The following is a 24,108-nucleotide window of genomic DNA, read 5'->3' as shown; positions in this document are numbered from 1 at the left end:
CCACCCGGAGCCCTGCACCATCGGGTGACCGCTGCCCTGGCGAACTGGCAGCTGGACGACGCCGAGGAGCTGCTGGCCGGCGTCGAGCAGGAGCGCTCGCCCTACGAGGCCGGCGCCGAGGCCGCCGCGCCCGACCTGGGCCGCGCCTGGGCCGACACCCTGCGCGCCGAGCTGCTGGTGCGCCGGCTGCGCGTCGCCGGCTTCACGCTGGTCGGCGACCCGGTGACCAGCGGCCCGGTCGACGGCGAGGCCCAGCCCGCCCTCGACCTGCACGCCGGCGTCGCCGGGCTGATCGAGGGGAACGGCGAGGACGCCGACCCCCGCTCGGAGTCCGCCTCCCGCGCAGCCCTGGCCATCGCCCTCGTGCGGTCGGCGAAGGCCGCCTTCGACGCCGCCGACGACGAGCTGCAGCGCGCCGCCGGCCTGGCCCGGCACGCCCGCATCGAGCTGCTCTCCCGGCGCATCGACGCCGCCATGGACGAGGCGGTCGAGGCCGCCAGCCTGCTCGACCCGGTGCTGCCGCCGAGCCGGCTGCTGGTCGAGACCCTCGGCACGCTTGCCGCCGTCCTCGCCGACCTGGAGCTCATGCCGCTCGCGCTGGACTACCAGCGGCGCGCGTACGAGGCCGCGCGGTCCGCGGCCGCCGACCCCGGCACCCTCTCCCCGGAGGACGGCGACCCCGCCGTCCTGGTCGCCGCCACCGCCACCTGCCTCGGCGAGCTCTGCGCCGAGCTGGGCGAGGGGCTGCTGGACGACGGCCTGCCCGAGGCGTCGCTGCCGCACTTCGCCGAGGCCCGCGACCTGGCGGAGGAGGCGCTGCGGATCCTGCCGCCGGACTCCGACGGCGTCGTCGCGGCGCAGATCGTGCACGGCTGGGCGCTGGTCGGGCTCGGTGAGCACGCCGGCGCCGTCGGGCCGCTGCGCGCCGCCGTCCGGACCGCGGCCGAGCGCGACGACCGCTCCCAGCGCGCGTCGGCGCAGCTCGCCCTCGGGCGGGCGCTGCGCCGGCAGGGCGACGCGACCGGCGCCGACGAGCACCTGGTGGCGGCGCTCGACGTGGCCACCGAGCACGGGCTGCCGCGGCTGCGCCGCGCTTCGCTGCGCGAGCTGTGCACCCTGCACGCCGAGCTGGACGACGCCGGGCGCGCGCTGCCCTACCTGCAGGCCTACCTGGCCGACGAGCTGGACCGGGTCGACGAGCGGCGCACCCGCTGGGTGGAGCTGTTCGGCCGGCGCAAGAGCCTGCTGGAGACCGAGCGCGCCGCCGGGCAGCTGCGCCGGCAGGCCTACGAGGACCCGCTCACCCACCTGCCGAACCGGCGTTACGCCGAGGCGCGGCTGGACGGGCTGCTGTCGACCGGCGGGGCCCCCGCGCTGGCCGTCGTCGACGTGGACCGGTTCAAGTCGATCAACGACGCGATCGGGCACCCGGGCGGCGACGCCGTGCTGCGCGCGGTGGCCGAGCTGCTCATCGCCGGGGTCCGCGACAGCGACGAGGTGTGCCGCTGGGCCGGGGACGAGTTCGTCGTCCTGCTGCCCGACACCACCGCCGAGCAGGCGGAGCGGGCGCTGCAGCGCACCCGCCAGAAGATGGCGGTCCACGACTGGTCGGCGCTGGGCCTGGACGAGCCGGTGACCATCAGCGTCGGCATCGCCTCGGCGGCCCGCGGCGACGACCGCCGGACGCTGTTCGCCGCCGCCGACGGCGTGCTCTACGACGCCAAGCGCAGCGGGCGGGACCGGGTCGTGCGACTGTCGGGTGTGACCCAGCAGCGCGCCGGCTCCAGCCCCCTCGACGTCCTCTTCGGCCCGCCGCCGACGGCCGACGGCACCCCGGCCGCCGAGGCGCCGGACGCGCCGGTCGGCGACACCCCGGAGACCGACGTCGTCGCGGTTACCGTGACCGACGTGCAGCCCGCCCCGGCCGCCGAGCGCACCTCGGACGACGGCTTCGACGCCCTCCTCCGCCCGCACCCGCCGCTGGGCACCGACCGCCCGGGCGAGCCGCTGCTCGGCCCCGTCCCGCCCGCGGAGCCGGAGGTCGTGCCCGAGCCCGTGCCGGTGGCGGTGGAGCGCGCCGTTCCCGTCGAGCCGGAGGTGGTCTGGGCGACCGGACGCACCACCGAGCAGGTCCTCGCGCTGGTCCGCGAGGCACGCGGCGAGCACCCCGACCGCCCGGTGCTCGTGCTGCGGGCCGCCGCCGAGACGCTGGTCGCCGTCGCCGGCGAGCACGACGCGTACACGACGATGGACGCCGCCGCGATGGCCGCCGCCGTCGGACCGCTGCCCGAGGCGGCCGGCCGGGTCAGCGTCATCTGCGCGGGCGGCGCCGACACCCCGGTCGCCGCCGAGGCCGCGTTCGTCGCGCGGGTGTGCGGCACCGAGGTGGTGCGGCACGACGACGTCGCCGGCAGCCGGGTGCGCACCCTGCTCGCCGACCGCGCGCAGCTGGACGCGGCCGACTGCCTCGTCGTCGTCGCCGGGATGGACGCCTCGGTCGCCGCGATGGTGGGTGCGCTCACCGACGTCCCGGTGGTCGCCGTCCCCACCTCGAGCGGGCAGCCGGGTGCGCTCGGCGGCCTCGGCGCGCTGATGACCATGCTCACCTCGGCCACGCCCGGCGTGACCGTGAGCAACATCGACAACGGCTACTCGGCCGGCGTCTTCGCCGCCCGGGTGGCGCGCCGCATCGCGCGCGGATGACCCCCGTGAGCTTTCGGTACCGAAAGCGGGGACACCGCGTCCAGCTCTCGGTACCGAGAGCTGGATCGACGACGTGATCGGATGGCTCGACCTCTCGGCCGGGGCCTCGGGCGACATGCTGCTCGGCGCGCTGGTCGACGCCGGCGTGCCGCTGGACGTGCTCGCCGAGGCGGTCGCCGCGCTGCCCGTCGAGCAGGTCCGGCTGGTCGCCGAGCAGGTCACCCGGCACGGCCTGGGCGCCACCCGGGTGCACGTGCACACGCCGGGGTCCGACCGGCACCGCACCTGGGCCGACGTCCGGCAGCTGCTGGCCGACGCCGATCTGCCCGACGCCGTGCGCGACGGCGCCCTGGCGGTGTTCGAGCGGCTCGCGGTCGCCGAAGGCCGGGTGCACCGCGTGCCCGCCGCCGAGGTGCACTTCCACGAGGTGGGGGCGCTGGACGCGCTGGCCGACGTCGTCGGCGTGGTCGCCGGCCTGGAGCACCTGGAGCTCTCCGCGCTCACCGCCTCGCCGGTGGCGCTGGGCAGCGGCTCGGCCCGCGGTGCGCACGGCGTCGTCCCGATCCCGGGCCCGGCCGTGCTGGAGCTGCTGACGGGCGTCCCCGTGACCGCCGGCGCGGTGCCCGCGGAGATGTGCACGCCGACGGGGGCCGCGCTGCTGGCCGCGCGGGTCACCGGCTGGGGGCCGCTGCCGGCCATGCGGGTGGAGCACGTGGGCACCGGCGCGGGCGGCCGCGACCCGGAGGAGCTCCCGAACGTCGTCCGGCTGGTCCTCGGCGAGCCGGTCGAGCCCGCCGCCGCCACGCCTGCCCGGCCGGTCGTGCTGGAGGCGAACGTCGACGACCTCGACCCGCGGCTGTGGCCGGGGGTCCTCGACGCGCTGCTGGCCGCGGGCGCGTCCGACGCCTGGCTCACGCCGATCCTCATGAAGAAGGGCCGCCCGGCGCACACGCTGTCGGTGCTGTGCCGCCCCGAGGCCGTGCCCGCGGTGCAGGCCGTGGTCTTCGCGACGACGTCGACGATCGGGCTGCGGGTGCTCGACGTCGGCAAGGTGGCCCTGGAGCGGCTGCACGCCACCGTGGAGGTGCTCGGCGGCGACGTGGGCGTGAAGGTCGCCGTGCACGCCGAGCAGGTGGTCAACGTCGGCGTCGAGTACGAGGACGTCGCCGCGCTGGCCCGGGAGCTGGACCTGCCGGTCAAGGAGGTGCTGCGGGCGGCGACCGCCGCCGCGGAGGCCGCCTACCCGGTCAGCCCTGAGCGGCGCCCCACTCGGCCAGCCGACGCTCCACCTCTGTGGGACTGAGGTCCTCGACCCGGGTCATGACCGCCCAGCGGTGGCCGAACGGGTCGTAGATCGAGGCGAACCGGTCGCCGGTGACGAAGGTGTCCGGCTTCTCGCGCACCGTCGCGCCCCGGGCCACCGCCTTCTCGAAGACGGCGTCGACGTCGGGCACGTAGATGCAGGTCGAGCCGCTCACCGTGTCGCCGTCCCCGCGCGGCGGCACCAGGCCGTACTGCTCGTTCGGGTCGGCCAGCTGGAGCCGGCCCAGGCCGAGGTCGAGCTCGGCGTGCGCGACCGAGCCGTCGGGGCCGTCCATGCGCGAGACCAGGGTGGCGCCGAACACCTCCTCGTAGAAGCGGATCGCCTCGGCCGCCGGGGAGCAGACGAGGAACGGGGTCAGCGTCGTGTAGCCCTCGGGGCGTCCGTTCGTGGTGGTCATGCCCCGAGCCTGCCTAGGCTGCCGCGGTGGGGTCTTGGACGAACGCGACAGCGGGGTCGCTGCGCGGCGTCCTCCGCCCGGCCGAGACCGAGCAGGTGGCCGCGCTGCGCCGCGACGCCGCCGTCTCCCCCGCGCTGCAGCCGTTCGTGGAGCGCTACTGGTCGGTGCGCTGGGACCGCACCGGGCAGCCGCCGTTCCGCTCCGAGGTGCTCAGCCACCCGGCGGTCAACGTCTCGGTCGAGGACGGCACCCAGCCCCGGTTCGGTGTCCGGCCGCCCGCGGTCCTGGTGCACGGGGTGGTCAGCCGCCGGTTCACCATCGACCTGACCGGCACCGGCCGCACCACGGCGGTCAAGTTCCGGCCCGGCGGCTACACGGCGTTCACCGGGGTGCGGGCGGCCCGCGACACCGCGGTTCCGCTGGGCCGCGAGCTGCGCGTCGACCCCGCGGCGCTGCTGCGCGACGTGCTCGCCGTCGACGACGACGCCGACCGCGCCGCCATCCTGGACGCCGCGCTGGTCCCCCACGCCCCCGGACCGCCCGCTCCCTACGTCGACCTGCAGGCGCTGCTGGACCGGATGGTCGACGACCGCTCGCTGGTGCGGGTGGAGCAGGTCGCCGCCCTGGCCGGCACGAGCGTGCGCTCCCTCCAGCGGCTGTTCGCCGGCTACGTCGGGCTCTCACCGAAGGCGGTGCTCGCCCGGTACCGGCTCCAGGACGCCGCCGCCCTCATCGACGCCGGTGCGGTCGACGACCTCGCCGGGCTGGCTGCCTCGCTGGGCTGGTTCGACCAGGCCCACTTCAGCCGCGACTTCCGCGCCGTCGTGGGGACGACGCCGTCGGCCTACCTCCAGCAGGCGCGAACGGCGCGGTCAGACGCCGGCCGGTAGCGCGCGGAACTCCTCGGGGCCGGCCACCGGGGCGCCGCCGCCGACCGCCGCGTCGGCCGCGACCAGCAGCTCCACGGCGCGCCGCAGCACGTCGGGCGGCTGGGACCAGGGCAGCCGGAGCCGGTCGTCGAGCGCGTGCCCGGTGCCGAACAGCGGCCCGGCGGCCAGCCGCAGGCCCAGCGGCTCGGCGGCCGCGACCAGCGCCCGGGAGCGGGCCGACGGCAGCCGGCACCACAGCACCAGGCCCCCGGCGGGCAGCGGCACCGACCAGGCGGGCAGCCGCCGGCGGAGCTCGTCGACGAGGACGTCGCGCCGCTCCCGCAGCACCCGGCGGTGCCCGACCAGGGAGACGTCGAGCTCGTCGAGCACGGCGCAGGCGGCCAGCTGCTCTAGCACCGGCTGCGACAGCGTGGTCCGGACGGCGACGGCGGTCAGCCGGCGCACCAGCGCCGCGTCGGCACGCAGCCAGCCGATCCGCAGCCCACCCCAGGCGCTCTTGCTCAGCGTTCCCACGGAGACGTGGCCGGGCCCGAACGCGGCCAGGGGTGGCGGGGGCGTGGCGTCCAGCCCGAGGTCGACGAGGGTCTCGTCGACGACCGCCGTCGTGCCCGCCCTGCGGAGCGCCGCCGCCAGGCGCTCCCGCTCGGCCACGCCGCGGAGCACGCCGGTCGGGTTCTGGAAGTCCGGCATCAGGTAGGCGACCGGCGGGCGGACGGCGGCCAGCGCCTCCTCGGCGGCGGCGAGGCCGGCGGCCGGGTCCTCCGGTGCCAGCCCGGCGGGCACCACCCGCGCACCCGCCGCCAGCCCGGCCTGCAGGGCGTTGGGGTACGTGGGCTGCTCGACCAGCAGCCGGGAGCCCCGGCGCAGCAGGAGCTGGAAGGCGATCGACACCGCGTGCAGGGAACCGGCGGTCACGAGCACCTCCTCCGCCGTCGTGGGCAGGCCGCGCGCGGTGTACCGCTCGGCGATCCGCGCCCGCAGATCGGGCAGACCGGCCGGGTGGTAGCCGTGGCCGGGCAGGTGGCGGGGCAGCTCGGCCAGCGCCCGCTCGAACGCCACGGGCACCAGCGGAGAGCCCAGGGGCGCCGCATGGGCCAGGTCCAGGACGTCGCCGTCGGCCGGCGCGGGCACCCAGCCGCCGCGGTCGGGCCCGGCGGGGAGCGCGGCGAAGGTGCCCGAGCCCTGCCGGGCCACGGCCCAGCCGTCCTCCCGCAGCCGGGCGTAGGCGGCGGTGACCGTCGCCCGGCTCAGCCCGAGCGCCGCGGCGAGCTCGCGCTCGGCGGGCAGCCGGGAGCCGAGCGGGACCCGCCCCTCGGCGACCAGCCGGCGCACCCGGCCGGCGAGCGCCGCGTACCGGGGCGGCCGCTCGCCGCCGAGGTCGCCGACCAGCTCGCCCAGCCGTCGTGCCGACGTCGTACCCACGCCACTTCCTCCCGATTGGCCCGTGGTGCGCAGGCCAATCCTGCCGCACGATGGGCTCGTGCTCCAGACGCCCGTGGTCCGCACCGACCGCCGCCTGCCCCGCCGCCTGGTCCAGCTCTACGCCGGCCTGGCCCTCTACGGGTTCTCCATGGCGCTGCTCGTGCGCTCGGACCTGGGCGTGATGCCGTGGGACGTGCTGCACCAGGGCATCGCCGGGCAGGTCGGGCTGTCCATCGGCGTGGTGTCGATGATCGTCGGCGCGCTGGTGCTGCTGGCCTGGATCCCGCTGCGGGAGCGCCCCGGCCTGGGCACGGTGAGCAACGTCGTCGTCATCGGGCTGGCGATCGACGCCACGCTCGCCGTGCTGGACCCGCCGTCGTCGCTCGCGGTCCGCATCGCCTTCGTCGTCGCGGGGATCGTGCTCAACGCGGTGGCCACCGCCGCCTACGTCGGCGTCCGGTTCGGGCCCGGGCCCCGGGACGGGCTGATGACCGGCCTCGTCCGGCGGACCGGCGGCTCGGTGCGGCTGGTGCGCACCGCCATCGAGGTGGTCGTCGTCCTCACCGGCTGGCTGCTCGGCGGCACCTTCGGCCTGGCCACGGTGCTGTACGCGCTGGCCATCGGGCCGCTCGTGCAGGTGCTGCTCCCCCGGCTGGCGGCCGAGCCGGTTCAGCGCGCCGGGTAGCGCAGCGCCACCCCCACCACCGGGGCGACGGCCAGGACCAGCACCGCGACGGCCGGGAGGCCGCCGAGCGCCCACGCGGCGAACACCGGCAGGGCCGCTAGCTCGATGCCGAGCCCGGCGATCGAGGTCACCGTGGCCCGCCAGGCGCCCTCGATGCGTTCCTGCAGCCGCGCCTCCGCGGCCACGAGCACCGCCAGGTACAGCGCGTAGCCGACGGCCACGAGCGCGAGGGCGGCCGGTCCCGGCACGAACGCCGCCGCCAGCAGCAGCCCCCCGGCGCCGCCCAGGAGGGCGGGCAGCGCCCCGTCGGGCAGGTCGTCGGCACGGCCGCCCAGCAGCGCTCCGCCGGCGCCGGCCAGCGCCACGACCAGCACCGCGGCGGGGACGACGGCGGGCTCGATCCCGCGGTCGGCGGCCACCACGGGCCAGTACTCCTCCATGGCGTCCAGCCCGCCCACCAGGGCCACCGCGAGCACGGCCAGGCGAACCGGTCCGCGGCGGGCCACCTGACCGGCACCCTCCCGCAGGGCCGCCAGCAACCCGTCGCCGTGGTCGCGCGGCGGCTCGGGGAAGCGCAGCGCCAGCAGGGCCGCGGCCAGGCACACGAGGACGCTCGCCCAGCCCACCCACGCGTAGCCGCCGACGGCGAACAGCACGCCCGCCGCGAGGGCGGTGGGCAGCTGCACCAGCAGCTCGGCGGCGGTCATCCGGCCGTTGACCCGGCCGAACTCGCCCTCGGCGCCGACCGCCTCGAGCGCGTCGTGGACCACCGCCTCCGCGGTCCCGGACGTCAGCGCGCCGCCGACGCCCCACACCACGAAGCCGGCCGCGAAGCCGGTGAAACCGGGCGCCAGGGTCCAGACGGCGAACGCGACCGCCTGCAGCAGCCCACCGAGCGCCAGGGCGCCGCGGCGGGACCAGCGGTCGGCGAGCGCCCCGGCCGGCACCTCGGCGGCCAGCGCGGTGACCGACCAGATCGCGAACAGCGCCGAGACCTGCCCCTCGGAGAGGCCGGCGTCGAGGAACAGCAGCGCGTAGAGCGGGTAGAGCGGCACCAGCTCGGAGAGCGCGGCCCAGCACACCGCCAGGCGGGCCAGGGGCCGGGCGGCGGCAGGCAGGGGCCGGGACGGGGGTCAACGCCATCGCATGCCGCGGACCGTAGCGGTGACCTGCGTCGCACGCACCCGGATTACCGGTGCCCGTCGGCTACCCTCGCTGCCGAAGGGGAGTAGCCCCCCGTCCGCTGGTCGACATGCTGGCGCGCCTCTCGCAGGCCGCCCGGTCAGCGGGCCCGCGCCGCGCGCGGGTGGGCGAGACCTTCGATCGCAGCAGCCCTGCTGCCGGTCGGAGGCTGCCCGCACCCGCCCGGCGGCGCCGAGCGGAAGTAGGAATCCCCGTGGTCCTGTCGGTCGTCGTGGCCGCGTTCGTCCTGGTGCTCCCCGTGGAGCTGCCGGACAAGACGCTGTTCGCCAGCCTGGTGCTGGCCACCCGCTACCCGCACTGGCCGGTGTTCGTCGGCGTGGGGGCGGCGTTCGGCCTCCAGGTCGCGATCGCGGTCACCGCCGGGTCGCTGCTGTCGCTGCTGCCCGGCGCGCTGGTCAGCGGCGTGGTGGCGGTGCTCTTCCTCGTCGGCGCCGTCCTGCTGTGGCGCAGCGCGTCGTCCGGACCGGAGGAGGCCGACGACGCCCCCGACCGGGAGGGGACGTCGTTCTTCCGCGTCGCCGCCATCTCCTTCGGCGTCCTCTTCGCCGCCGAGTGGGGCGACCTCTCGCAGCTGGCCACCGCCGGCCTGGCCGCCCGGTACGACGACCCGCTGTCGGTGTTCGTCGGCGCGTGGGCCGCCCTGCTGGTCGTCTCCGGGCTGGCCGTCTTCCTGGGCAAGAAGCTCGCCGACCGGCTGCCCATCGCGCTGATCCGGCGGGTCGCGGCCGGGCTCTTCCTGGTCTTCGCCGCGTTCGCCGTCGTCGAGACGATCCGCGCGCTGACCGGCTGAGCCCGCACCGCCACCCGTCCGGGGGACGACGGGGGCGCGTCGCTCAACCGCCTGGCCGCAACTGCCGTTGCGGAACCAGACTGGCCGCAACGAGCGACCCGCACGACGACGAGGACCCATGCCCAGGACGACCGCACCCGCGCCGACGCGCCAGGCCGCGCTCGTGCACGAGTTCGGCGTGCCCGGGATGAGCGCCGACGCGGAGCTCGACGGCCTGGTGCGCGCCGCCGCCGCGGTGACCGGGCAGCCGTGGGCCGCGGTGAACACCCTGGACACCCCGGTCAAGCACGCCCTCGCCGCGCACGGGTTCCGGGCGACCGCCACGCCGCGCACCGAGTCGGTGTGCGCCGCCCTGCTCCGCCGCGGGCCCGGGGTGCGCTCGGTCGACGACCTGCGCACCGATCCGGAGCTCGCGGGCAACCCCTGGGTCGACGGCACCCGGTGGCGGCTGCGCGCCTACGCGTGCGCCCCGCTCGTCGTCGACGGCGAGCTGCTCGGCGCGCTGAGCGTGTTCGGCGAGGAGCCGCACGCGTTCACAGCCGCGGAGCACACCCTCCTCGGCGACCTCGCCGCCGTCGTCCTCGCGCTCTTCGAGAGCCGCCGGCAGGCCGGGCAGCTCGCCGACGTCGCCGCCACCAGCCAGCTGGCCCGGGCGGAGATGGCCCGCACCCACGCGGAACTGGCGCGCTCGGAGGCGTTCGTGCGGGCGCTGCTGGAGGTGCTGCCGGTCGCCGTCGTCGGCGGCGACGCCGAGCGCCGGGTGGACCTGTTCAACGCGGCCAGCCGCCGCTGGCACGGCATGGACGCCGATCCGACCGTGCGCCCCGACGACCTCGCCGCCACCTACTCCCTGGTCGACGTCGACGGGGCACCCCTGCCGGCCGACCGGGTCCCGCTCATGCGGGTCTACGAGGAGGGCCGGATCGAGGACGTCGAGGTCGGGTTCGCCGGGCCGGGCCAGCCGCTGCGCCTGGTCCGGGCCTCCGGCTCGCAGGTGCGCGGGGAGGACGGCGAGCTGCTCGGAGCGGTCGTCGCGATGGTGGACGTCACGGCCCAGCGCCGGCTGGAGTCCGCGCTGCGCGAGGCCGCGCTGCAGGACGCGCTGACCGGGCTGCCCAACCGCACGCTGCTGCTCGACCGGCTCCGCCAGTCGCTGGTCGCGACCGGGCGGACCGGCCGGCGCATGGCCGTCCTCTACTGCGACCTCGACGGCTTCAAGCCGGTCAACGACGTGCACGGGCACGCGGTCGGCGACGAGGTGCTGGTCGACGCGGGCCGCCGGCTGCAGGCCGCGGTGCGGCCCGGTGACACTGTCGCCCGCATCGGCGGTGACGAGTTCGTCGTCCTCTGCCCGACGGTCGGGGACGAGTGGACGGCGCAGGAGGTCGCCGAGCGCGTCTCGCGGTCCTTCGAGCACCCGCTGCGCAGCGCCGACGGCGGCGAGCACGGGGTCGGCATCAGCATCGGGGTGGCGCTGTGCGATGGCACCGACACCGCCGAGAGCGCCCTGGTCGCGGCCGACACCGCCATGTACCGGGTCAAGGCCGCCCGCCGGAGCGCCCGCCTGCCCTAGGGTCCGCGCATGCGGTTCCGGACGACGGTGGTCCTGGGCGGGAAGACGGCGACGGGGCTCCAGGTGCCCGACGAGGTCGTGGCCGCCCTCGGCGCGGGGAAGCGCCCGCCGGTCACGGTGACCGTCGGCGGATACCGCTACCGCAGCACGGTCGCGGTCATGGGCGGCGCCTGGTGGGTGCCGCTGGCCGCGGAGCACCGGGAGGCCGCCGGGGTGACCGCCGGCGACGAGGTGGACGTCGACGTCGAGCTGGACACCGCACCGCGGGAGACGGCGGTGCCCGACGACCTCGCGGCCGCCTGGGACGACGACGTCCGGACCTTCTTCTCGGGGCTGGCGCCGTCGCACCGCAAGGAGTGGGTGCGCTGGATCGAGGAGGCGAAGAAGCCCGAGACCCGCGCGGCGCGCGTCACCAAGGCGGTCGAGTCGCTGCGCGCGGGGCGCAGGACCCGGTGAGTCAGGCCCGGCGGGCGACCAGCACCCGGCAGAGGTTGACCAGGCGGTAGCCGCCGTCCCCGGTGCGGTAGGGCTGCAGCCGCTCGAGCAGCGCGTGCCGCGCGGCGCCCGCCCCGCCGGTCGGGGTCGCGGCCAGTGCCGGGGTGAGCAGCTCCTCCTCGTCGGCGTACGTGAAGGGCACCTCGACCTCGTCGACGCGCTCGACCACCAGCCCGGCGCGCTCGGCCGCCCGCCGGAGGACGGCCGGTTCCCGCAGCGTCGACCCGGCGCGGGGACGGGCCCCGGCGGCCTCGTCGAGCACCCGCAGGTCGCACTCCTCCTCGCGGCCCCAGACCGTGGCGGCCACGACCGCGCCGGCCCGCCCCGCCCGGCTCAGCACGGCGACCGGGTCGCGGACGTGCTCGAGCAGCTGCACCGCGGCCACGACGTCGAACGGGCCGCGCGGCGGGTCCTGCGCCGAGCGGACGAGGAACGTCCCCTCGGGCACCGCCGCGGCGGCCAGGGCCACGGCGCCGGCGTCCAGGTCGACGCCGGTCACCCGGGCGCCGCGGTCGGCCGCCGCCCGGGCGAAGCCGCCGGCCCCGCACCCCAGGTCCAGCACGGCGGTCCCCCGGCCGGTCCCCGTGAGCTCCAGGACGGCGGCGTGCAGAGGGGCTCCGGCGTCGTCCACCGCTCGACCCTAACCACGGCGACGGGGCCGGCCCGTCCCGCGGTCAGCCGCCCAGGAGGGCCAGACGCGCCACCAGGACGTCGACCTGCTCCTCCAGCGGTGGCCAGTCGGCGTCGCCCCCCGCCGCCCGCAGCGCGACGACGCCGTGCAGCGCCGTCCAGAGCAGGCGGGCGTCCTCCCGCGGGTCGGTGCTCCGCGAGCGCCCGGCGGCGGCGCAGGCAGCCACCGCGTCGACGAGGACGGCGAAGGCGCGCTGCCCGCTGGGCAGCCGGCGCGGTCCGAACATCGCCCGGTAGCGGGCCGGCGCGGCCAGCCCGAACCGCACGTACGCGTGGCAGCCGGCGACCAGCCGCTCGACCGGGTCGGCGCTGCCGGCGACCGCGGCCGCGATCCCGGCCCGGAGGTCGGCGAACCCCTGGTCGAGGACGGCGTCGAGCAGCGCCTCCAGATCGGCGAAGTGGCCGTACACCGCCGGAGCGGTGACGCCCGCCTCCCGGGCGATCGCGCGCAGGCTCACCGCATCGGTCGACCCGGCCCGCTCCACGAGCGACCCGGCGGCGGAGATCAGCCGGCTCCGCAGCGGTGCGGGCGTCTTGGTCACGCACTCACTTTACAGGTGTTAAGGGATCCTCCTACGCTTAACACCTGTAAAGCGACCGAGGAGGAGCCGTGCCCGTCATCCCCGACCTGCCGTGGAACGCCGCCCGCACCGGAGAGGGGCCGGGCGTCGTCGTCGTCACCCGGCTGCACCTGCGCCGGCTCCGCGACGTGCCGGCCTTCCTCGCCACCTCCCTGGCCGTCCGGAGGCAGACGGCGTCGAGCCCCGGCGCCCGGGCCCTGCGGCTGCGGGCGCAGCCGCTCGCGCGGCGGTTCACCACGGTCTCGTGGTGGGACGACGAGGCGTCGGTGGCCGCGTTCGCGCGCGCGGAGCCGCACCGCTCGGCGATGCGCTCCTGGCGCGAGCGGCTGGTGACCTTCGGCTACGACTCGTTCCCCGGCACGCCCGGTGCCGCGCCCACCGTGAGCCGAGCGCTGGCCCGCCTGGCGGAGCACGCTTGACCCTGACGCGACGTCAGGCTGTTGCCTTCTCGCCGTCAGGAGGAGGGACGCGGATGAACGTGGGAGAGGTCGCCGCGCTGGCCGGCGTCACGGTGCGCACGCTGCACCACTACGACCGGATCGGGCTGCTGCAGCCGTCGGGGCGGACGTCGGCGGGCTACCGGCAGTACTCGCCGGCCGATCTGGACCGGCTGCACCAGGTGCTGCTCTACCGCGAGCTCGGGTTCCCCCTCGAGGAGGTCGCGACCCTGCTCGACGACGCGTCCGCCGATCCCGCGGAACACCTGCGCCGGCAGCACCGGCTGCTGCGGGACCGGCTGGAGCGGACGTCGGCGATGGTCGCGGCCGTCGAGAAGGAGATGGAGGCACGTGCCATGGGGATCTCGTTGACCCCGGAGGAGCGGTTCGAGGTGTTCGGCGAGCACGACCCGGAGCAGCACGAGGCCGAGGTCCAGGAGCGCTGGGGCGACACCGACGCCTACGCGCAGTCGAAGCGGCGGACCGCGGCGTACTCGAAGGAGGACTGGCTGCGGATCAAGGCCGAGGGCGAGGACCTGATGGGCCGCATGGCCGAGGCCCTGCGCGCCGGCACCGCCCCGGACGCGGGCCCGGCGATGGACCTGGCCGAGGAGCACCGGCAGCAGATCGTCGCCAACTTCTACGACTGCCCGCCGGAGATGCACGCCGCCCTCGGCCGGATGTACGTGGAGGACGAGCGGTTCACCGCCACCTACGAGCGGGTCGCGCCCGGGCTGGCGCAGTGGGTGAGCACCGCCGTCCAGGCCAACGCCGCCCGCCAGAGCTGAGCACGTGCGCCGACGTCCCGTTCCGGGCGGCGGGACGGGGCGTCGGCGCACACCGTCGGGTCGGACCCCTGCCTCCGCCGGCGGCGGTCAGACCCGGATCAGCAGCTCGCCGTGGGTCATCGACAGCCAGCCGTCGTCGGCGTCCCGCCACCGGCGCCACGCATCGGCGAGCTGCTCCAGCTCGGCGCGCGTCGCGATCCCGGCAGCCACGGCCTGCCCGGCGAAGGACGACGCCGTCGCCCGCCCGGCCCACGAGTTCCCCCACCACTCCCGCTCGGCCGGTGAGGCGTAGCACCAGGCCGAGGCGGTCGCCGTGACGTCGCGCAGCCCGGCGGCGTGCGCCCACGCCAGCAGCCGACGGCCGGCGTCGGGCTCGGCATCGTTCCCGCGGGCCACCGCGTAGTAGACCTCCAGCCACCGGTCCAGGCCCGGGTCCGCGGGGAACCAGGTGAAGGTCGCGTAGTCGACGTCGCGGACCGCGATCAGCCCGCCGGGGCGGCACACCCGCGCCATCTCGCGCAGCGCGGCGACCGGGTCGGTCAGGTGCTGCAGCACCTGGTGGGCGTGGACGACGTCGAAGGAGCCGGCGGGCAGGTCGAGGGCGTAGACGTCCCCGACGACGAACTCGACGGCCACCGCGGCGCTCGCGGCCGCCGCCCGCGCCTCGTCCAGCGGATCGGCGGCGGCGTCCAGGCCGAGCACCCGACCGGGCGCCACCCGGGCGGCCAGGTCGACGGTGATGGTGCCCGGCCCGCAGCCGACGTCGAGCAGGTCGAGCCCGGGCCGCAGGTGCGGGAGCAGGTACCCGGCCGAGTTGTCGGCGGTGCGCCAGCGGTGCGACTGCAGGACGGGCTCGGCGTGCCCGTGGGTGTACGTGTCCACGGGTGCAGTCCTACTCCTGCCGTCCCATCCTGCGAAACAGCGTTCCCACAGCCTGAGACAATGGGATCAGAGCTCCGCGGCCAGCACCTGCTCCGCCGCCCGCACGGCGCGTTCGCGGTCGGCCGGCACCAGCCCGATCCGCGTCCGCCGGTCGAGCAGGTCGGCGACCGTGCGGGCGCCCTCGTGGCGGACGCCGAACCGCAGCTCCCCCACCGTCTCCGGCCGCTCGGGCAGCACGAGGTCCGGCCCCAGCGCCTCCACGATCGGCGCCTCGGTGCCGTACCGCGCCACCAGCCGCCGCGGCGCCGTCACCCGGTCGAGCGCGACGCGAGGCGCGGCGCCGACCAGCGGGAGCCGCGCGGTGAGCGAGCGCGCCGACCCGCGGCCCAGCCGCGCGACCACGGCGTCGACCGTCTCCTCGGCCATCGCCCGGTAGGTCGTGAGCTTGCCGCCGACCACCGTGAGGACCGGTCCGTCCCACGACAGCAGGTGCTTGCGCGAGAGGTCCGCGGTCGCGTTCCCCGGTCCGGCGCCAGCGGACGCGGGCAGCACCAGCGGCCGGTAGCCCGCGTACGCGCCGACGACGTCGCCCCTGGTCAGGGGCTCGGTCAGGACCTGGTTCACCGTCTCGAGCAGCTGCCGCACCTCGGCGTCGGACGGCTGCGCGTCGTCGTCCGGGACGGCGCCCTCGACCGGCTCGTCGGTGATCCCGAGGTACACCAGCCCGCCGTCCTGCGGCAGCGCGAAGACGTACCGGGAGCGGGAGCCCGGCAACGGCACGGTCAGCGCCGCCGACGGCGAACCGAGCCGGTCGGCGGGGACGACGAGGTGCGATCCCCGCGAGGGGACCAGCCGCACACCCGGGGCCAGCCGCTGCGCCCACACACCGGCGGCGTTGACCACCGCGCCGGCCCGCAGCGCGAAGCCCTCGCCCGAGTCGAGCTCGACGTGCACGGTGCCGCCGTCGACGGCCCGCGCGGTCGCGCCGGGGAGCACCCGGGCGCCGTACGCCGCGGCGGTGCGGGCCAGCGCCACCACCAGCCGGGCGTCGTCGCTGAGCTGCCCGTCCCAGAAGACGACGCCGCCGCGCCCGGGCCGCACCGCCGGCACCATCCGGCCGACGTCGTCGGCGGTCACCCGCCGCGTCGCGGGCAGCGAACCGCGGCCACCGGGCACCGACCACCGCACGGCGTCGCCGAGCCGTCCGCCCGCCGCGGCCAGGGCGGTGACGTCCCGCCCGGCGGCGTCGGGGACCAGGAACGGCAGCCGGCGGACCAGGTGCGGCGCCGTCGTCCCCAGGAGGACGGCGCGCTCGCGGGCGCTCTCCCGCGCCAGGCCGATCTCGCCGTGGGCCAGGTAGCGCAGCCCGCCGTGCACCAGCTTGGAGGACCAGCGGCTGGTGCCCGCCGCGAGGTCGGCGCGCTCGAGCAGCACCACCGACAGACCCCGGGCGGCCGCGTCCAGGGCCACCCCGGCCCCGGTCACCCCGCCCCCGACGACCACCACGTCCACGACGGCGCCCGGCAGCTCGGCGAGGTCGCGCGCCCGGCGCTGCGCGGAGAGGGAGGCGATCACCGTGATCTCCACCGCATCGGCACCGGCAGACTGTAGCCGTGCCCGATCAGCCGGAACTGACGATCCAGGGCTGGGGTCCGCCCCCCGCCGGAGCCGGGAACGACGCGGACGCCGCCCGCGCGTCCCTCGACGGCGCGCTGTCCAAGGCCGCCCGCCGCCACCTGGCCAAGGAGCTGGGCTGGACGCCGCGGGCCACGCCGCCGGTGCCGGTCGGCGACATCCGGATCGCGCCCTCCCGGCTGCCCGAGACGGCACGGGCGGCCCTGGTCGAGCTGCTGGGTGCGGACAACGTCCGCACCGACGAGGAGTCGCGGCTGCGCCGGGCCGGCGGCAAGAGCTACCTGGACCTGCTGCGCCGGCGGGGCGGTGACGCGTCCGACGCCCCGGACGCCGTCGTCCTCCCCGGCACGACCGAGGAGACCGCCGCCCTGCTCGCGCTGTGCAGCGACCACGACGTCGTGGTCGTCCCGTTCGGCGGCGGCACCAGCGTCGTCGGCGGGCTGGCCGGTGCCGACCCCGACGACCGGCCGTCGGTCGCCGTCGACCTGGCCCGGATGGCGTCGGTGCAGGACGTCGACGTGCCGTCGTCGCTGGTCACCGTCGGCCCCGGGATGCGCGGCCCGGCGCTGGAGGACGCGCTGGCCCGGCAGGGGCTCACCTTCGGCCACCTGCCGCAGAGCTGGGAGTTCGCGACCGTGGGCGGGTACGCGGCGACGCGCAGCGCCGGCCAGGCCTCCACCGGCGTCGGTCGCTTCGACGAGCTCGTGGCCCGGATGACGCTGGCCACGCCGTCCGGCGTGCTCGAGCTGGGGCACCCGCCGGCGAGCGCGGCCGGTCCCGACCTGCTGGGCCTGGCGCTGGGGTCGGAGGGCACGCTCGGCGTCATCACCGAGCTCACCCTGCGGGTGCGGCCACGCCCGGCGACGTCGTCGTACGAGGGCTGGTCCTTCCGGACCTGGGCGGCGGGGCTGGCCGCGCTGCAGCAGCTGGCCCGGCTCGACCTGCTGCCCGACGTCGTCCGGCTCTCCGACCACGACGAGACCCGCGCCAACCTGCTCATGGCCTCCGGCACCGGCGCGAAGCTGCTCCGCGGCAGCCTGCGCACCCGGGGGCACGGGGAGGGCTGCCTGCTGGTGCTGGGCTGGGAGGGGCTGCCCGAGCTGGTCCGCGCCCGGATGCGGGCGGCCGCGTCGCTGCTCCGCGACGGCGGGGCCATCCGGCTGGGCCGCGCGGTGGGCGAGTCGTGGCGCCGGCACCGGTTCGGGGCGCCGTACCTGCGCGACAGCCTGCTCGACAACGGCCTGCTGGTCGAGACGCTGGAGACGGCGGCGACCTGGGCGGCCCTGCCGACGGTGTACGACGCGGTGCGCCGCGCCCTGCGCACCGCGCTGGTCCGCGACGGGCGCCGCCCGCTGGTGATGACCCACCTCTCGCACGGCTACCCGACCGGCGGCTCGCTGTACTTCACGGTGCTCGCCGACCGGGACGACGCGCTGCCGATCCAGCAGTGGCTGACCGCCAAGCGAGCCGCCACCGACGCGCTGCTGGCCGCCGGAGGGACGCTCACCCACCACCACGCCGTCGGCGCCGACCACCGCCCCTGGCTGGAGCGCGAGGTCGGGCCGCTGGGCGTCGAGGTGCTGCGCGCGGTCAAGGAGCGGCTGGACCCGAAGGGCATCTGCAACCCCGGCGTCCTGCTCCCCGACTGACGCGGGACGGCGCCGCGGACCGGGGGCAGGGGTCCGCGACGCCGGCGCGCGAGCTCAGATCGCGTGGCCGAAGGAGAAGACGCCGGCGGGGTCGACCTGGGACTTCACCTCGCGGAGCCGCTCGGCGATGCCGGGGCCGTAGGCGGCCGCGACCTCCTCGGGCCCGGAGACCTCGCCGAGGAAGTTGGTGAGCACGCCCGGGGCCCGCCACGGCTGCATCGCGGCCAGCAGCCCCTTCCCCACGGCGGGCACGACCTCGGCCAGCTCGGGCACGCCCGGGCCCAGGACCAGCAGCGAGAAGGCGCCGCCCCGCCCGGCCACCGCGTTGGGGACCTCCGGCTGCCGCGCCAGCTGCCCGCCGAGCATCCGCAGCTCGACCATGATCAGCGGGACCTGCGCCTGCGGCCCGGCCACCTGCAGCAGGGTGTCCACCGCCTCCTCGGTCAGCGAGGCGAGCAGCATCCCCTTCTCCCAGCCGGGCATCGGGTCGGTCGGGTCCATGTGGATGGAGTCCATCTCGGTGCTGCGGATCGGCCCGATGAAGCCGAGCAGGATCTCGCCGGCCGCCTTCATCGGCGCCACCAGCCGCTCGCCCTCGTCGAAGTCGCGGCCGGAGTAGGCGTACCGGAAGTGGACAGCGGTCTGCCCGCGCAGCGGCGGCGGCAGGAACTCCGCGTCCGGGAGCCGCAGGATCGCGATCGACGTCGACACCTCCTCCGGGACGGTGCGCACCCAGCTGCGGAAGGTGTGCAGCACCGAGGCCATGGAGGAACCGGCGAAGAAGATGCCGCCGGCGTAGAGGTCGGCGACCGGGACCAGCTCGATCTCGAGCGCGGTGACGATGCCGAAGTTGCCCTTGCCGCCGCGCAGCGCCCAGAACAGCTCCGGCTCGGTGCTCGCCGTCACCTGGCGGATCCGGCCGTCGGCGGTGACCAGCTCGATCGCCTGCACGTGGTCGGCGGCGAAGCCGTACCGGCGGCCCAGCGAGCCCACGCCGCCACCGAGGGTGTAGCCGACCACGCCGACGTCCGAGGACGAGCCGCACAGCCCGGCCAGCCCGAACTCCCCGGCGGCCTCCAGCACGCGCTCCCACTTCACGCCCGCCTCGACGCGGGCGGTGCGCCGCACCGGGTCGACGTGCACACCCTGCATGCGGCGGGTGGTGACCATCATCGAGCCGGCGGCGTTGCGCACCGGACCGTGGCCGGTGGCCTGCACGGCCACGCCCAGGCCGTGCTCGACGGCCCAGCCGACGGCGGCGGCGACGTCCGCGGCGCAGGTCGCGCCCACCGCGATCGCCGGCGTGTGCTGGACCGCGAGGTTCCAGGTGGCCACCTCGGCAGCCAGGCCGTCGTCGCCCGCGGCGTACACCGGGCCGTGGACCAGGCCCCGGAGGTGGTCGACGTCGGCGGCGGGGAACGAGGGCGCCAGCGCGTCGAGCGCAGCCGGGTCGAGCAGGGCGACGGGCTCGGGCTCGCGGGGGAGCTCGGAGAGAGACATGCGGTGTTCCTCTGCGCGGCCGCGGCGGTCGGCCGCGGGGTGGGGTCCGCCGCGGTCGTGCCGCGGCGTCGGGGGGACGGGAGGAAGAGTGGGGCGGCCCGCTTGCCGGATACTTGGAGCCCACTTGCAGCCGTCCCGCGCGCACGAAGGGGTGCCGCCGACGGCGCCGCGCTGGGAGCATCCCGCGGCGTGCGCTACCGCGTCCTCGGGCCGCTCGAGGTCACCGGGCCCGACGGCCGCCCCGTCGACGTGGGCGGCGCCAAGCCCCGGGCGCTGCTGACCCTGCTCCTGGCCGACGCCGGGCGGGCCGTGGGCGTCGACCGCATCATCGGCGCGCTCTGGGGTGACGAGCCGCCGCCGACGGTCACCGGCACGCTGCAGGCCTACGTCTCCCACCTGCGCCGGGTGCTGGAGCCCGAGCGCGGTCCGCGGCAGGCGCCGTCGGTGCTGCTCACCCGCCCGCCCGGGTACCTGCTGAACGCCGGGCCCGAGGAGCTGGACCTGCTGCGCTTCGCCCGGTTGGTGGAGGACGGCGACGCCGCTGTGGGATCCGGTGACCCGGCCGGCGGCGTCGCCCTGCTCGACGAGGCCCTGGCGCTGTGGCGCGGCGAACCGCTGGCCGAGCTCGGCGACTCCCCCGCCGCCACCAGCGACCGGCTGCGGCTCACCGAGCTGCGGGTTCGGGCCCGCGAGCGGCGGTGCGACGCGCTGACCGCCGTCGGCCGGCCCGAGCAGGCGGTGGCCGACCTGCAGCAGCTGGTCGCCGAGCACCCGCTGCGCGAGCGGCTGTGGGCCCGGCTGGTCACCGCCCTCTACGCGGCCGACCGGCAGGCCGAGGCGCTGGACGCCTGCCGCCGCTGCGCCGAGCTGCTGCGCGACGAGCTCGGCATCGACCCCGGACCCGAGCTGCGCGACCTGGAGCAGGCGGTGCTGCGCCAGGACCCGCGGCTGCTGGAGCGCGTGCCCCGGCCGGTCCTGCCGTCCGCGCCGGCGCCCGCGCTCGCGCCGTCCGCCGACGCGCTGGTCGGCCGGCAGGCGGAGCTCGACCAGGTGCGGGCGGTGGCCGAGCAGGTCGCGGGCGGGCGGCCGGCGGTGCTCGTGGTCGAGGGCGAGGCCGGGATCGGCAAGACCCGGCTGGCCGAGGCCGCCGCCGACGGCGCCCGGGTCTCCGGGTGGGCGGTGGCGTGGAGCCGCTGCGCCGACGACGCCGGGGCGCCCGCGCTCTGGCCGTGGACGCAGGTGCTCGAGCAGCTGGACCAGCCCGAGCTGGCCCCGGCGGCCGGCGACGACGCGGACGCAGCCCGCTTCCGGCTGTTCCAGGACCTGCGCTCCCGCCTGGCCGGCGCGGCGACCCGGCCGCTGCTCGTCGTCCTCGACGACCTGCAGGGGGCGGACACGACGTCGGTGCAGCTGCTGGGCCTGCTCGCCCGGCACCTCCCCCGCGCACCGGTGCTGCTGCTGGTCACCGCGCGGACCGTCGGCGAGCAGCTGCCCGAGGCGGTCGCCGACTGCCTGGGCCGGTTGGCCCGCGAACCGGCGGCCACCTGCCTGCGGCTGCGCGGGCTGGACGCCGACGACGTCGCCGCCCTGCTCGCCGCCCAGCTGGGCTCACCCGGCGACCGGTCGCTGGCCGCGGCCGTGCACGACCGCACCGGCGGCAACCCGTTCTTCGTCGTCGAGCTCTCGCGCTGGATGGTGGGCGCCCACGACCTGCACCTGGACCACGTGCCGGTGCCGCCGTCGGTCGGCGAGGTGCTGCGGACCCGGCTGGGCCGGCTGCCGGAGGGCACCCGCGACGTGCTGGAGCTGGCCGCGGTCGCAGGGCGGGAGGTGCCGCTGGACCTGCTGGAGGCGGCCGGCACGCCCGCCGAGGACGCGCTGACCGCCATGGACTCCGCCGTCGCCGTCGGGCTGGTCGTGGAGGGAGCCCGGCCGTGGAGCTGGCGGTTCGCGCACGCGCTCGTGCAGGAGGTGCTGGCCGGCGACCTGCCCGCGCTGCGGCGGGCCCGGCTGCACGCGCGGGTCGGCGAGGCGCTGGAGCGCCGCCTGGCGACGACGACCGACGACGCCCTGGTCGAGCGGCTGGCGCACCACGCCGTCGAGGCGCTGCCCGTCCTGGGTGCCGGGCCCGCGCGGCTCTGGTCGACCGCCGCGGCCCGGGCCGCCCGCGCGCGCCTGGCGCACGGCGAGGCGGCCGCCCACACCCGGCGCGCCCTGGAGCTGATCGATCCGGAGGAGGACGGCGCCGCGCGCGCCCGCCACGACCTGCTCACCACGCTCGGCAACGACCTGCTGCGCAGCGGGCAGCTCACCGAGGCGCGCGAGGTGGTCGCCGAGGCGATCGGCCTGGCCCGCCAGCTGGACGACCGCGAGTGCCTGGCCGAGGCGGCCGCCGTGTGGGGCAGCGTCACGCTGTGGAACTGGCGCCCGCACGGGGTGGTGGACGACGACATGGTCGCCGTCCTGGAGGACCTGCTCGCCGAGCGCGAGGACGCCGACGACCCGACCACCGCTCGGCTGCTCGGCACCCTCGGCGTCGAGCTGGCCTTCGGCCCCGACGACCGCGGCGTGCAGGCGGCCCGCCGGGCGGTCGAGATGGCCCGGCGGATCGGCGATCCGGAGCTGCTGGGGCGCACGCTCAACAACTTCTGCCTGGCCGTGTGGGGGCGGCCGGGGGCGGCGGAGCTGCGGCTGGCCGCGACCGACGAGTCGCTGCAGCTGGCCGGGCGCGGGCTCCCCCGGCGCACCGAGTTCATGGCGCACCTGCACCGGGCCGCGATCCGGCTGCACCTGGGCGACCTGGCCGGGTTCGAGGCCGACCACGACCAGGCCCGGCGGCTGGCGGTCTCCCTCGGCGGGCCGGAGGTGCGCCCGCACGTGCTGTGGCAGGCCGGGGGGCTGGCCTGGCTGCGCGGCAACGCGGCGCGGGCCGAGGAGCTCACCACGGAGGCCTACGAGCTGTTCCGCAAGGTGACCCCGCACGCCCGGCACGCCTACGCGGCGCACCAGTTCACCCTGCGCCGGGCCGACCACCGGGAAGCCGACGCGCTGCCGCTGCTCGTGGCCACCGGCGACGAGGGCAACCCGCTGCTGCAGGAGATGGCGGTGCTGGCGGCGGCCGAGTCGGGTGACGTGGCCGAGGCGCGGCGGCTGCGGGCACGCTGGGGGCGGACGCTGGTGCGCGACTGGGCCAGCGACGTCGCCGTCTACCTGCAGGCGGAGTCGTCGCTGTGGCTGGGCGACGAGCCGGACTGGGCGTCGGCCGCGGAGTCGTTGCTGCCCTACCGCGGCCGGCAGGCGGTGCTCGGGACGCCGTCGCTCACGCTCGGCGCCTACGACGAGCTGCTCGGCCGGATCGCGGAGCGGCGCGGCGATCCCGACGGCGCCCGCCGCTGGTGGACGGCGGCCCGGGAACAGGGCGTGCTGGTCGGGTCACCGCACCAGGTGGCGCTGGCCGACTCGCACCTGCGGCGCCTGGCCGCCGCGACCGCGCCCGCCGCGACCGCCCCCGCCTGACCCCACACCCAGCTTTCGGTACAGACAGCTGGAGGTCCCCGCGCAGCTTTCTGTACCGAAAGCTGGGTCGGGGGGTCAGCGGGTGGTGGCGATGCCGCCGTCGACGGGGATGACCGCGCCGGTCACGTAGGAGCCCGCTCGCGAGGCGAGGTAGACGACGACGCCGGCCATGTCGTCGGGACGCCCGATCCGGCCCAGCGGCGAGCGGGCGGCGATCTCGTCGCCGAACGCCTCCAGCGTGGCGGCCATCATCTTCGACTCGAACGGCCCCGGCGCGACGGCGTTGACGGTGATCCCGCGCGGGCCCAGCTCCTTGGCCAGCACCCGGGTGAGGTGGTGCAGCGCCGCCTTCGACGTCGAGTAGGAGTAGGTGTGCATCGGGGGGACGTGCAGCCCGTCGATGCTGCCCACGTTGACCACGCGCGCCGGGTCGCCGTCCTCGCCCGCGGCCTCGAGCAGCGGCAGGAAGGCGCGGGTGAGGAAGAACGGCGACTTGAGGTTCAGGTCGACGACCTTGTCCCACGCCGAGGAGGGGAACTCCTCGATCGACGGCGCCCCCCACGTGGCGCCCGCGTTGTTGACCAGCACGTGCACCTGGTCCTCGCGGTCGGCGACGGCGGCGGCCAGCCGGGTGCACTCCTCCTCGCGGGACAGGTCGGCGGGGATCGAGCGGACCGTGCCGAACGGCGAGAGCTCGGCGACGGCGGCGTCGCCGGCTTCGGCCTTGCGCGAGCTGACGTAGACCCGGGCCCCGGCCTGGAGCAGGCCCCGGGCCATCATCAGGCCGATGCCGCGGGTCCCCCCGGTCACCACGGCCACCTTGCCGGTCAGGTCGAACAGGTCCACACCGCACCTCCGGATCGGTCCCGGCTGCCCCGCCGGCCCCCGCACGCACACTAGCCACCCGTCCGGGGCGGCTCCGCGGGCGAGCGCACGGGGAGGTGTGCC

Annotated in this window: 20 protein-coding genes; 11 read left to right on the top strand and 9 right to left on the bottom strand. The window is 77.1% G+C overall.

Features of this window, described 5'->3' with window-relative positions; all coding sequences use genetic code 11:
- Window positions 1-24: 24 nt before the first annotated feature.
- Both DQ241_RS18740 and larC read left to right on the top strand, forming a co-directional pair.
- A complete protein-coding gene (locus tag DQ241_RS18740) occupies window positions 25-2,703 on the top strand; it encodes a diguanylate cyclase domain-containing protein (RefSeq protein ID WP_233492556.1) in 2,679 nt (892 codons plus the stop codon).
- 73 nt (window positions 2,704-2,776) lie between these two features.
- Window positions 2,777-4,006, top strand: a complete 1,230-nt coding sequence (gene larC / locus DQ241_RS18735; RefSeq protein ID WP_113831729.1) for a nickel pincer cofactor biosynthesis protein LarC — start codon at window positions 2,777-2,779, stop codon at window positions 4,004-4,006.
- Here larC and DQ241_RS18730 read toward each other — a convergent pair.
- Window positions 3,951-4,424 (bottom strand): glyoxalase/bleomycin resistance/extradiol dioxygenase family protein, encoded by a 474-nt coding sequence (locus DQ241_RS18730; protein WP_113831728.1) that lies wholly within the window; start codon window positions 4,422-4,424, stop codon window positions 3,951-3,953. The genes larC and DQ241_RS18730 overlap by 56 nt on opposite strands.
- Before the next feature lie 26 nt (window positions 4,425-4,450).
- Between DQ241_RS18730 and DQ241_RS18725 the strand changes: the two genes are divergently transcribed.
- Window positions 4,451-5,314 carry an AraC family transcriptional regulator gene (locus DQ241_RS18725; protein ID WP_113831727.1) on the top strand — a complete coding sequence of 288 codons (864 nt, stop codon included), beginning with the start codon at window positions 4,451-4,453 and terminating at the stop codon, window positions 5,312-5,314.
- Here DQ241_RS18725 and DQ241_RS18720 read toward each other — a convergent pair.
- Window positions 5,297-6,736 carry a PLP-dependent aminotransferase family protein gene (locus DQ241_RS18720; RefSeq protein WP_199584739.1) on the bottom strand — a complete coding sequence of 480 codons (1,440 nt, stop codon included), beginning with the start codon at window positions 6,734-6,736 and terminating at the stop codon, window positions 5,297-5,299. The genes DQ241_RS18725 and DQ241_RS18720 overlap by 18 nt on opposite strands.
- A 58-nt stretch (window positions 6,737-6,794) precedes the next feature.
- On the opposite strand from DQ241_RS18720, the gene DQ241_RS18715 reads away from it, so the two are divergent.
- A complete protein-coding gene (locus tag DQ241_RS18715) occupies window positions 6,795-7,421 on the top strand; it encodes a YitT family protein (protein WP_199584736.1) in 627 nt (208 codons plus the stop codon).
- Here DQ241_RS18715 and DQ241_RS18710 read toward each other — a convergent pair.
- Window positions 7,406-8,503, bottom strand: a complete 1,098-nt coding sequence (locus DQ241_RS18710) for an MFS transporter (protein WP_113831726.1) — start codon at window positions 8,501-8,503, stop codon at window positions 7,406-7,408. The genes DQ241_RS18715 and DQ241_RS18710 overlap by 16 nt on opposite strands.
- A 314-nt stretch (window positions 8,504-8,817) precedes the next feature.
- On the opposite strand from DQ241_RS18710, the gene DQ241_RS18705 reads away from it, so the two are divergent.
- The 3 genes from DQ241_RS18705 to DQ241_RS18695 all read left to right on the top strand — a co-directional run bounded on the left by DQ241_RS18705 (window position 8,818) and on the right by DQ241_RS18695 (window position 11,443).
- On the top strand, window positions 8,818-9,414 hold the full coding sequence (locus DQ241_RS18705; RefSeq protein ID WP_113831725.1) for a TMEM165/GDT1 family protein: 597 nt from the start codon (window positions 8,818-8,820) through the stop codon (window positions 9,412-9,414).
- 118 nt (window positions 9,415-9,532) lie between these two features.
- The gene (locus DQ241_RS18700) at window positions 9,533-10,987 is read left to right on the top strand and encodes a sensor domain-containing diguanylate cyclase (RefSeq protein ID WP_113831724.1); all 1,455 of its coding nucleotides are present in this window, start codon (window positions 9,533-9,535) and stop codon (window positions 10,985-10,987) included.
- A 9-nt stretch (window positions 10,988-10,996) separates the two neighbouring features.
- Window positions 10,997-11,443, top strand: coding sequence for a YdeI/OmpD-associated family protein (locus DQ241_RS18695; RefSeq protein WP_113831723.1), 447 nt, complete (start codon window positions 10,997-10,999; stop codon window positions 11,441-11,443).
- 1 nt (window position 11,444) lies between these two features.
- Here the strand turns inward: DQ241_RS18695 and DQ241_RS18690 are convergent, their stop codons facing one another.
- Both DQ241_RS18690 and DQ241_RS18685 read right to left on the bottom strand, forming a co-directional pair.
- The gene (locus DQ241_RS18690; protein ID WP_113831722.1) at window positions 11,445-12,113 is read right to left on the bottom strand and encodes a methyltransferase domain-containing protein; all 669 of its coding nucleotides are present in this window, start codon (window positions 12,111-12,113) and stop codon (window positions 11,445-11,447) included.
- A gap of 43 nt (window positions 12,114-12,156) precedes the next feature.
- Window positions 12,157-12,714 carry a TetR/AcrR family transcriptional regulator gene (locus DQ241_RS18685; protein ID WP_113831721.1) on the bottom strand — a complete coding sequence of 186 codons (558 nt, stop codon included), beginning with the start codon at window positions 12,712-12,714 and terminating at the stop codon, window positions 12,157-12,159.
- Between the two features lie 68 nt (window positions 12,715-12,782).
- On the opposite strand from DQ241_RS18685, the gene DQ241_RS20700 reads away from it, so the two are divergent.
- Window positions 12,783-13,172 (top strand): hypothetical protein, encoded by a 390-nt coding sequence (locus tag DQ241_RS20700; protein WP_158545977.1) that lies wholly within the window; start codon window positions 12,783-12,785, stop codon window positions 13,170-13,172.
- A gap of 53 nt (window positions 13,173-13,225) precedes the next feature.
- On the top strand, window positions 13,226-13,978 hold the full coding sequence (locus tag DQ241_RS18675; RefSeq protein WP_113831719.1) for a MerR family transcriptional regulator: 753 nt from the start codon (window positions 13,226-13,228) through the stop codon (window positions 13,976-13,978).
- An 87-nt stretch (window positions 13,979-14,065) separates the two neighbouring features.
- Here the strand turns inward: DQ241_RS18675 and DQ241_RS18670 are convergent, their stop codons facing one another.
- Both DQ241_RS18670 and DQ241_RS18665 read right to left on the bottom strand, forming a co-directional pair.
- Window positions 14,066-14,860, bottom strand: coding sequence for a methyltransferase domain-containing protein (locus DQ241_RS18670; RefSeq protein ID WP_113831718.1), 795 nt, complete (start codon window positions 14,858-14,860; stop codon window positions 14,066-14,068).
- Window positions 14,861-14,926: 66 nt separating this feature from the next.
- Complete coding sequence (locus DQ241_RS18665; RefSeq protein WP_233492555.1) at window positions 14,927-16,447, bottom strand: glycerol-3-phosphate dehydrogenase/oxidase; 1,521 nt, start codon at window positions 16,445-16,447, stop codon at window positions 14,927-14,929.
- 26 nt (window positions 16,448-16,473) lie between these two features.
- Between DQ241_RS18665 and DQ241_RS18660 the strand changes: the two genes are divergently transcribed.
- The gene (locus DQ241_RS18660) at window positions 16,474-18,144 is read left to right on the top strand and encodes an FAD-binding oxidoreductase (protein ID WP_113831717.1); all 1,671 of its coding nucleotides are present in this window, start codon (window positions 16,474-16,476) and stop codon (window positions 18,142-18,144) included.
- Window positions 18,145-18,198: 54 nt separating this feature from the next.
- On the opposite strand, the gene DQ241_RS18655 is transcribed toward DQ241_RS18660, so the two are convergent.
- Window positions 18,199-19,644: an FAD-binding oxidoreductase gene (locus DQ241_RS18655; protein WP_113831797.1), complete on the bottom strand. Its 1,446-nt coding sequence runs from the start codon at window positions 19,642-19,644 to the stop codon at window positions 18,199-18,201.
- A 189-nt stretch (window positions 19,645-19,833) separates the two neighbouring features.
- Here DQ241_RS18655 and DQ241_RS18650 point away from each other — a divergent pair, with 189 nt between their 5' ends.
- The gene (locus DQ241_RS18650; protein WP_158545976.1) at window positions 19,834-23,160 is read left to right on the top strand and encodes a BTAD domain-containing putative transcriptional regulator; all 3,327 of its coding nucleotides are present in this window, start codon (window positions 19,834-19,836) and stop codon (window positions 23,158-23,160) included.
- 75 nt (window positions 23,161-23,235) lie between these two features.
- On the opposite strand, the gene DQ241_RS18645 is transcribed toward DQ241_RS18650, so the two are convergent.
- Window positions 23,236-24,006, bottom strand: coding sequence for a glucose 1-dehydrogenase (locus tag DQ241_RS18645; RefSeq protein WP_113831715.1), 771 nt, complete (start codon window positions 24,004-24,006; stop codon window positions 23,236-23,238).
- Window positions 24,007-24,108 lie beyond the last annotated feature (102 nt).

The sequence above is a fragment of the Blastococcus sp. TF02A-30 genome (genome assembly GCF_003319185.1).
Taxonomy (GTDB): Bacteria; Actinomycetota; Actinomycetes; order Mycobacteriales; family Geodermatophilaceae; genus Blastococcus.
The sequence above is the reverse complement of the archived record's forward strand: the minus strand, read 5'-3'. Positions and strand labels throughout refer to the sequence as shown.

Coding starts and splice junctions, on each gene's coding strand:
- DQ241_RS18730 (WP_113831728.1), bottom strand. CDS start 4,424: ATGACCACCACGAACGGACGCCCCGAGGGCTACACGACGCTGACCCCG.
- DQ241_RS18700 (WP_113831724.1), top strand. CDS start 9,533: ATGCCCAGGACGACCGCACCCGCGCCGACGCGCCAGGCCGCGCTCGTG.
- DQ241_RS18695 (WP_113831723.1), top strand. CDS start 10,997: ATGCGGTTCCGGACGACGGTGGTCCTGGGCGGGAAGACGGCGACGGGG.
- DQ241_RS18675 (WP_113831719.1), top strand. CDS start 13,226: ATGAACGTGGGAGAGGTCGCCGCGCTGGCCGGCGTCACGGTGCGCACG.
- DQ241_RS18655 (WP_113831797.1), bottom strand. CDS start 19,644: ATGTCTCTCTCCGAGCTCCCCCGCGAGCCCGAGCCCGTCGCCCTGCTC.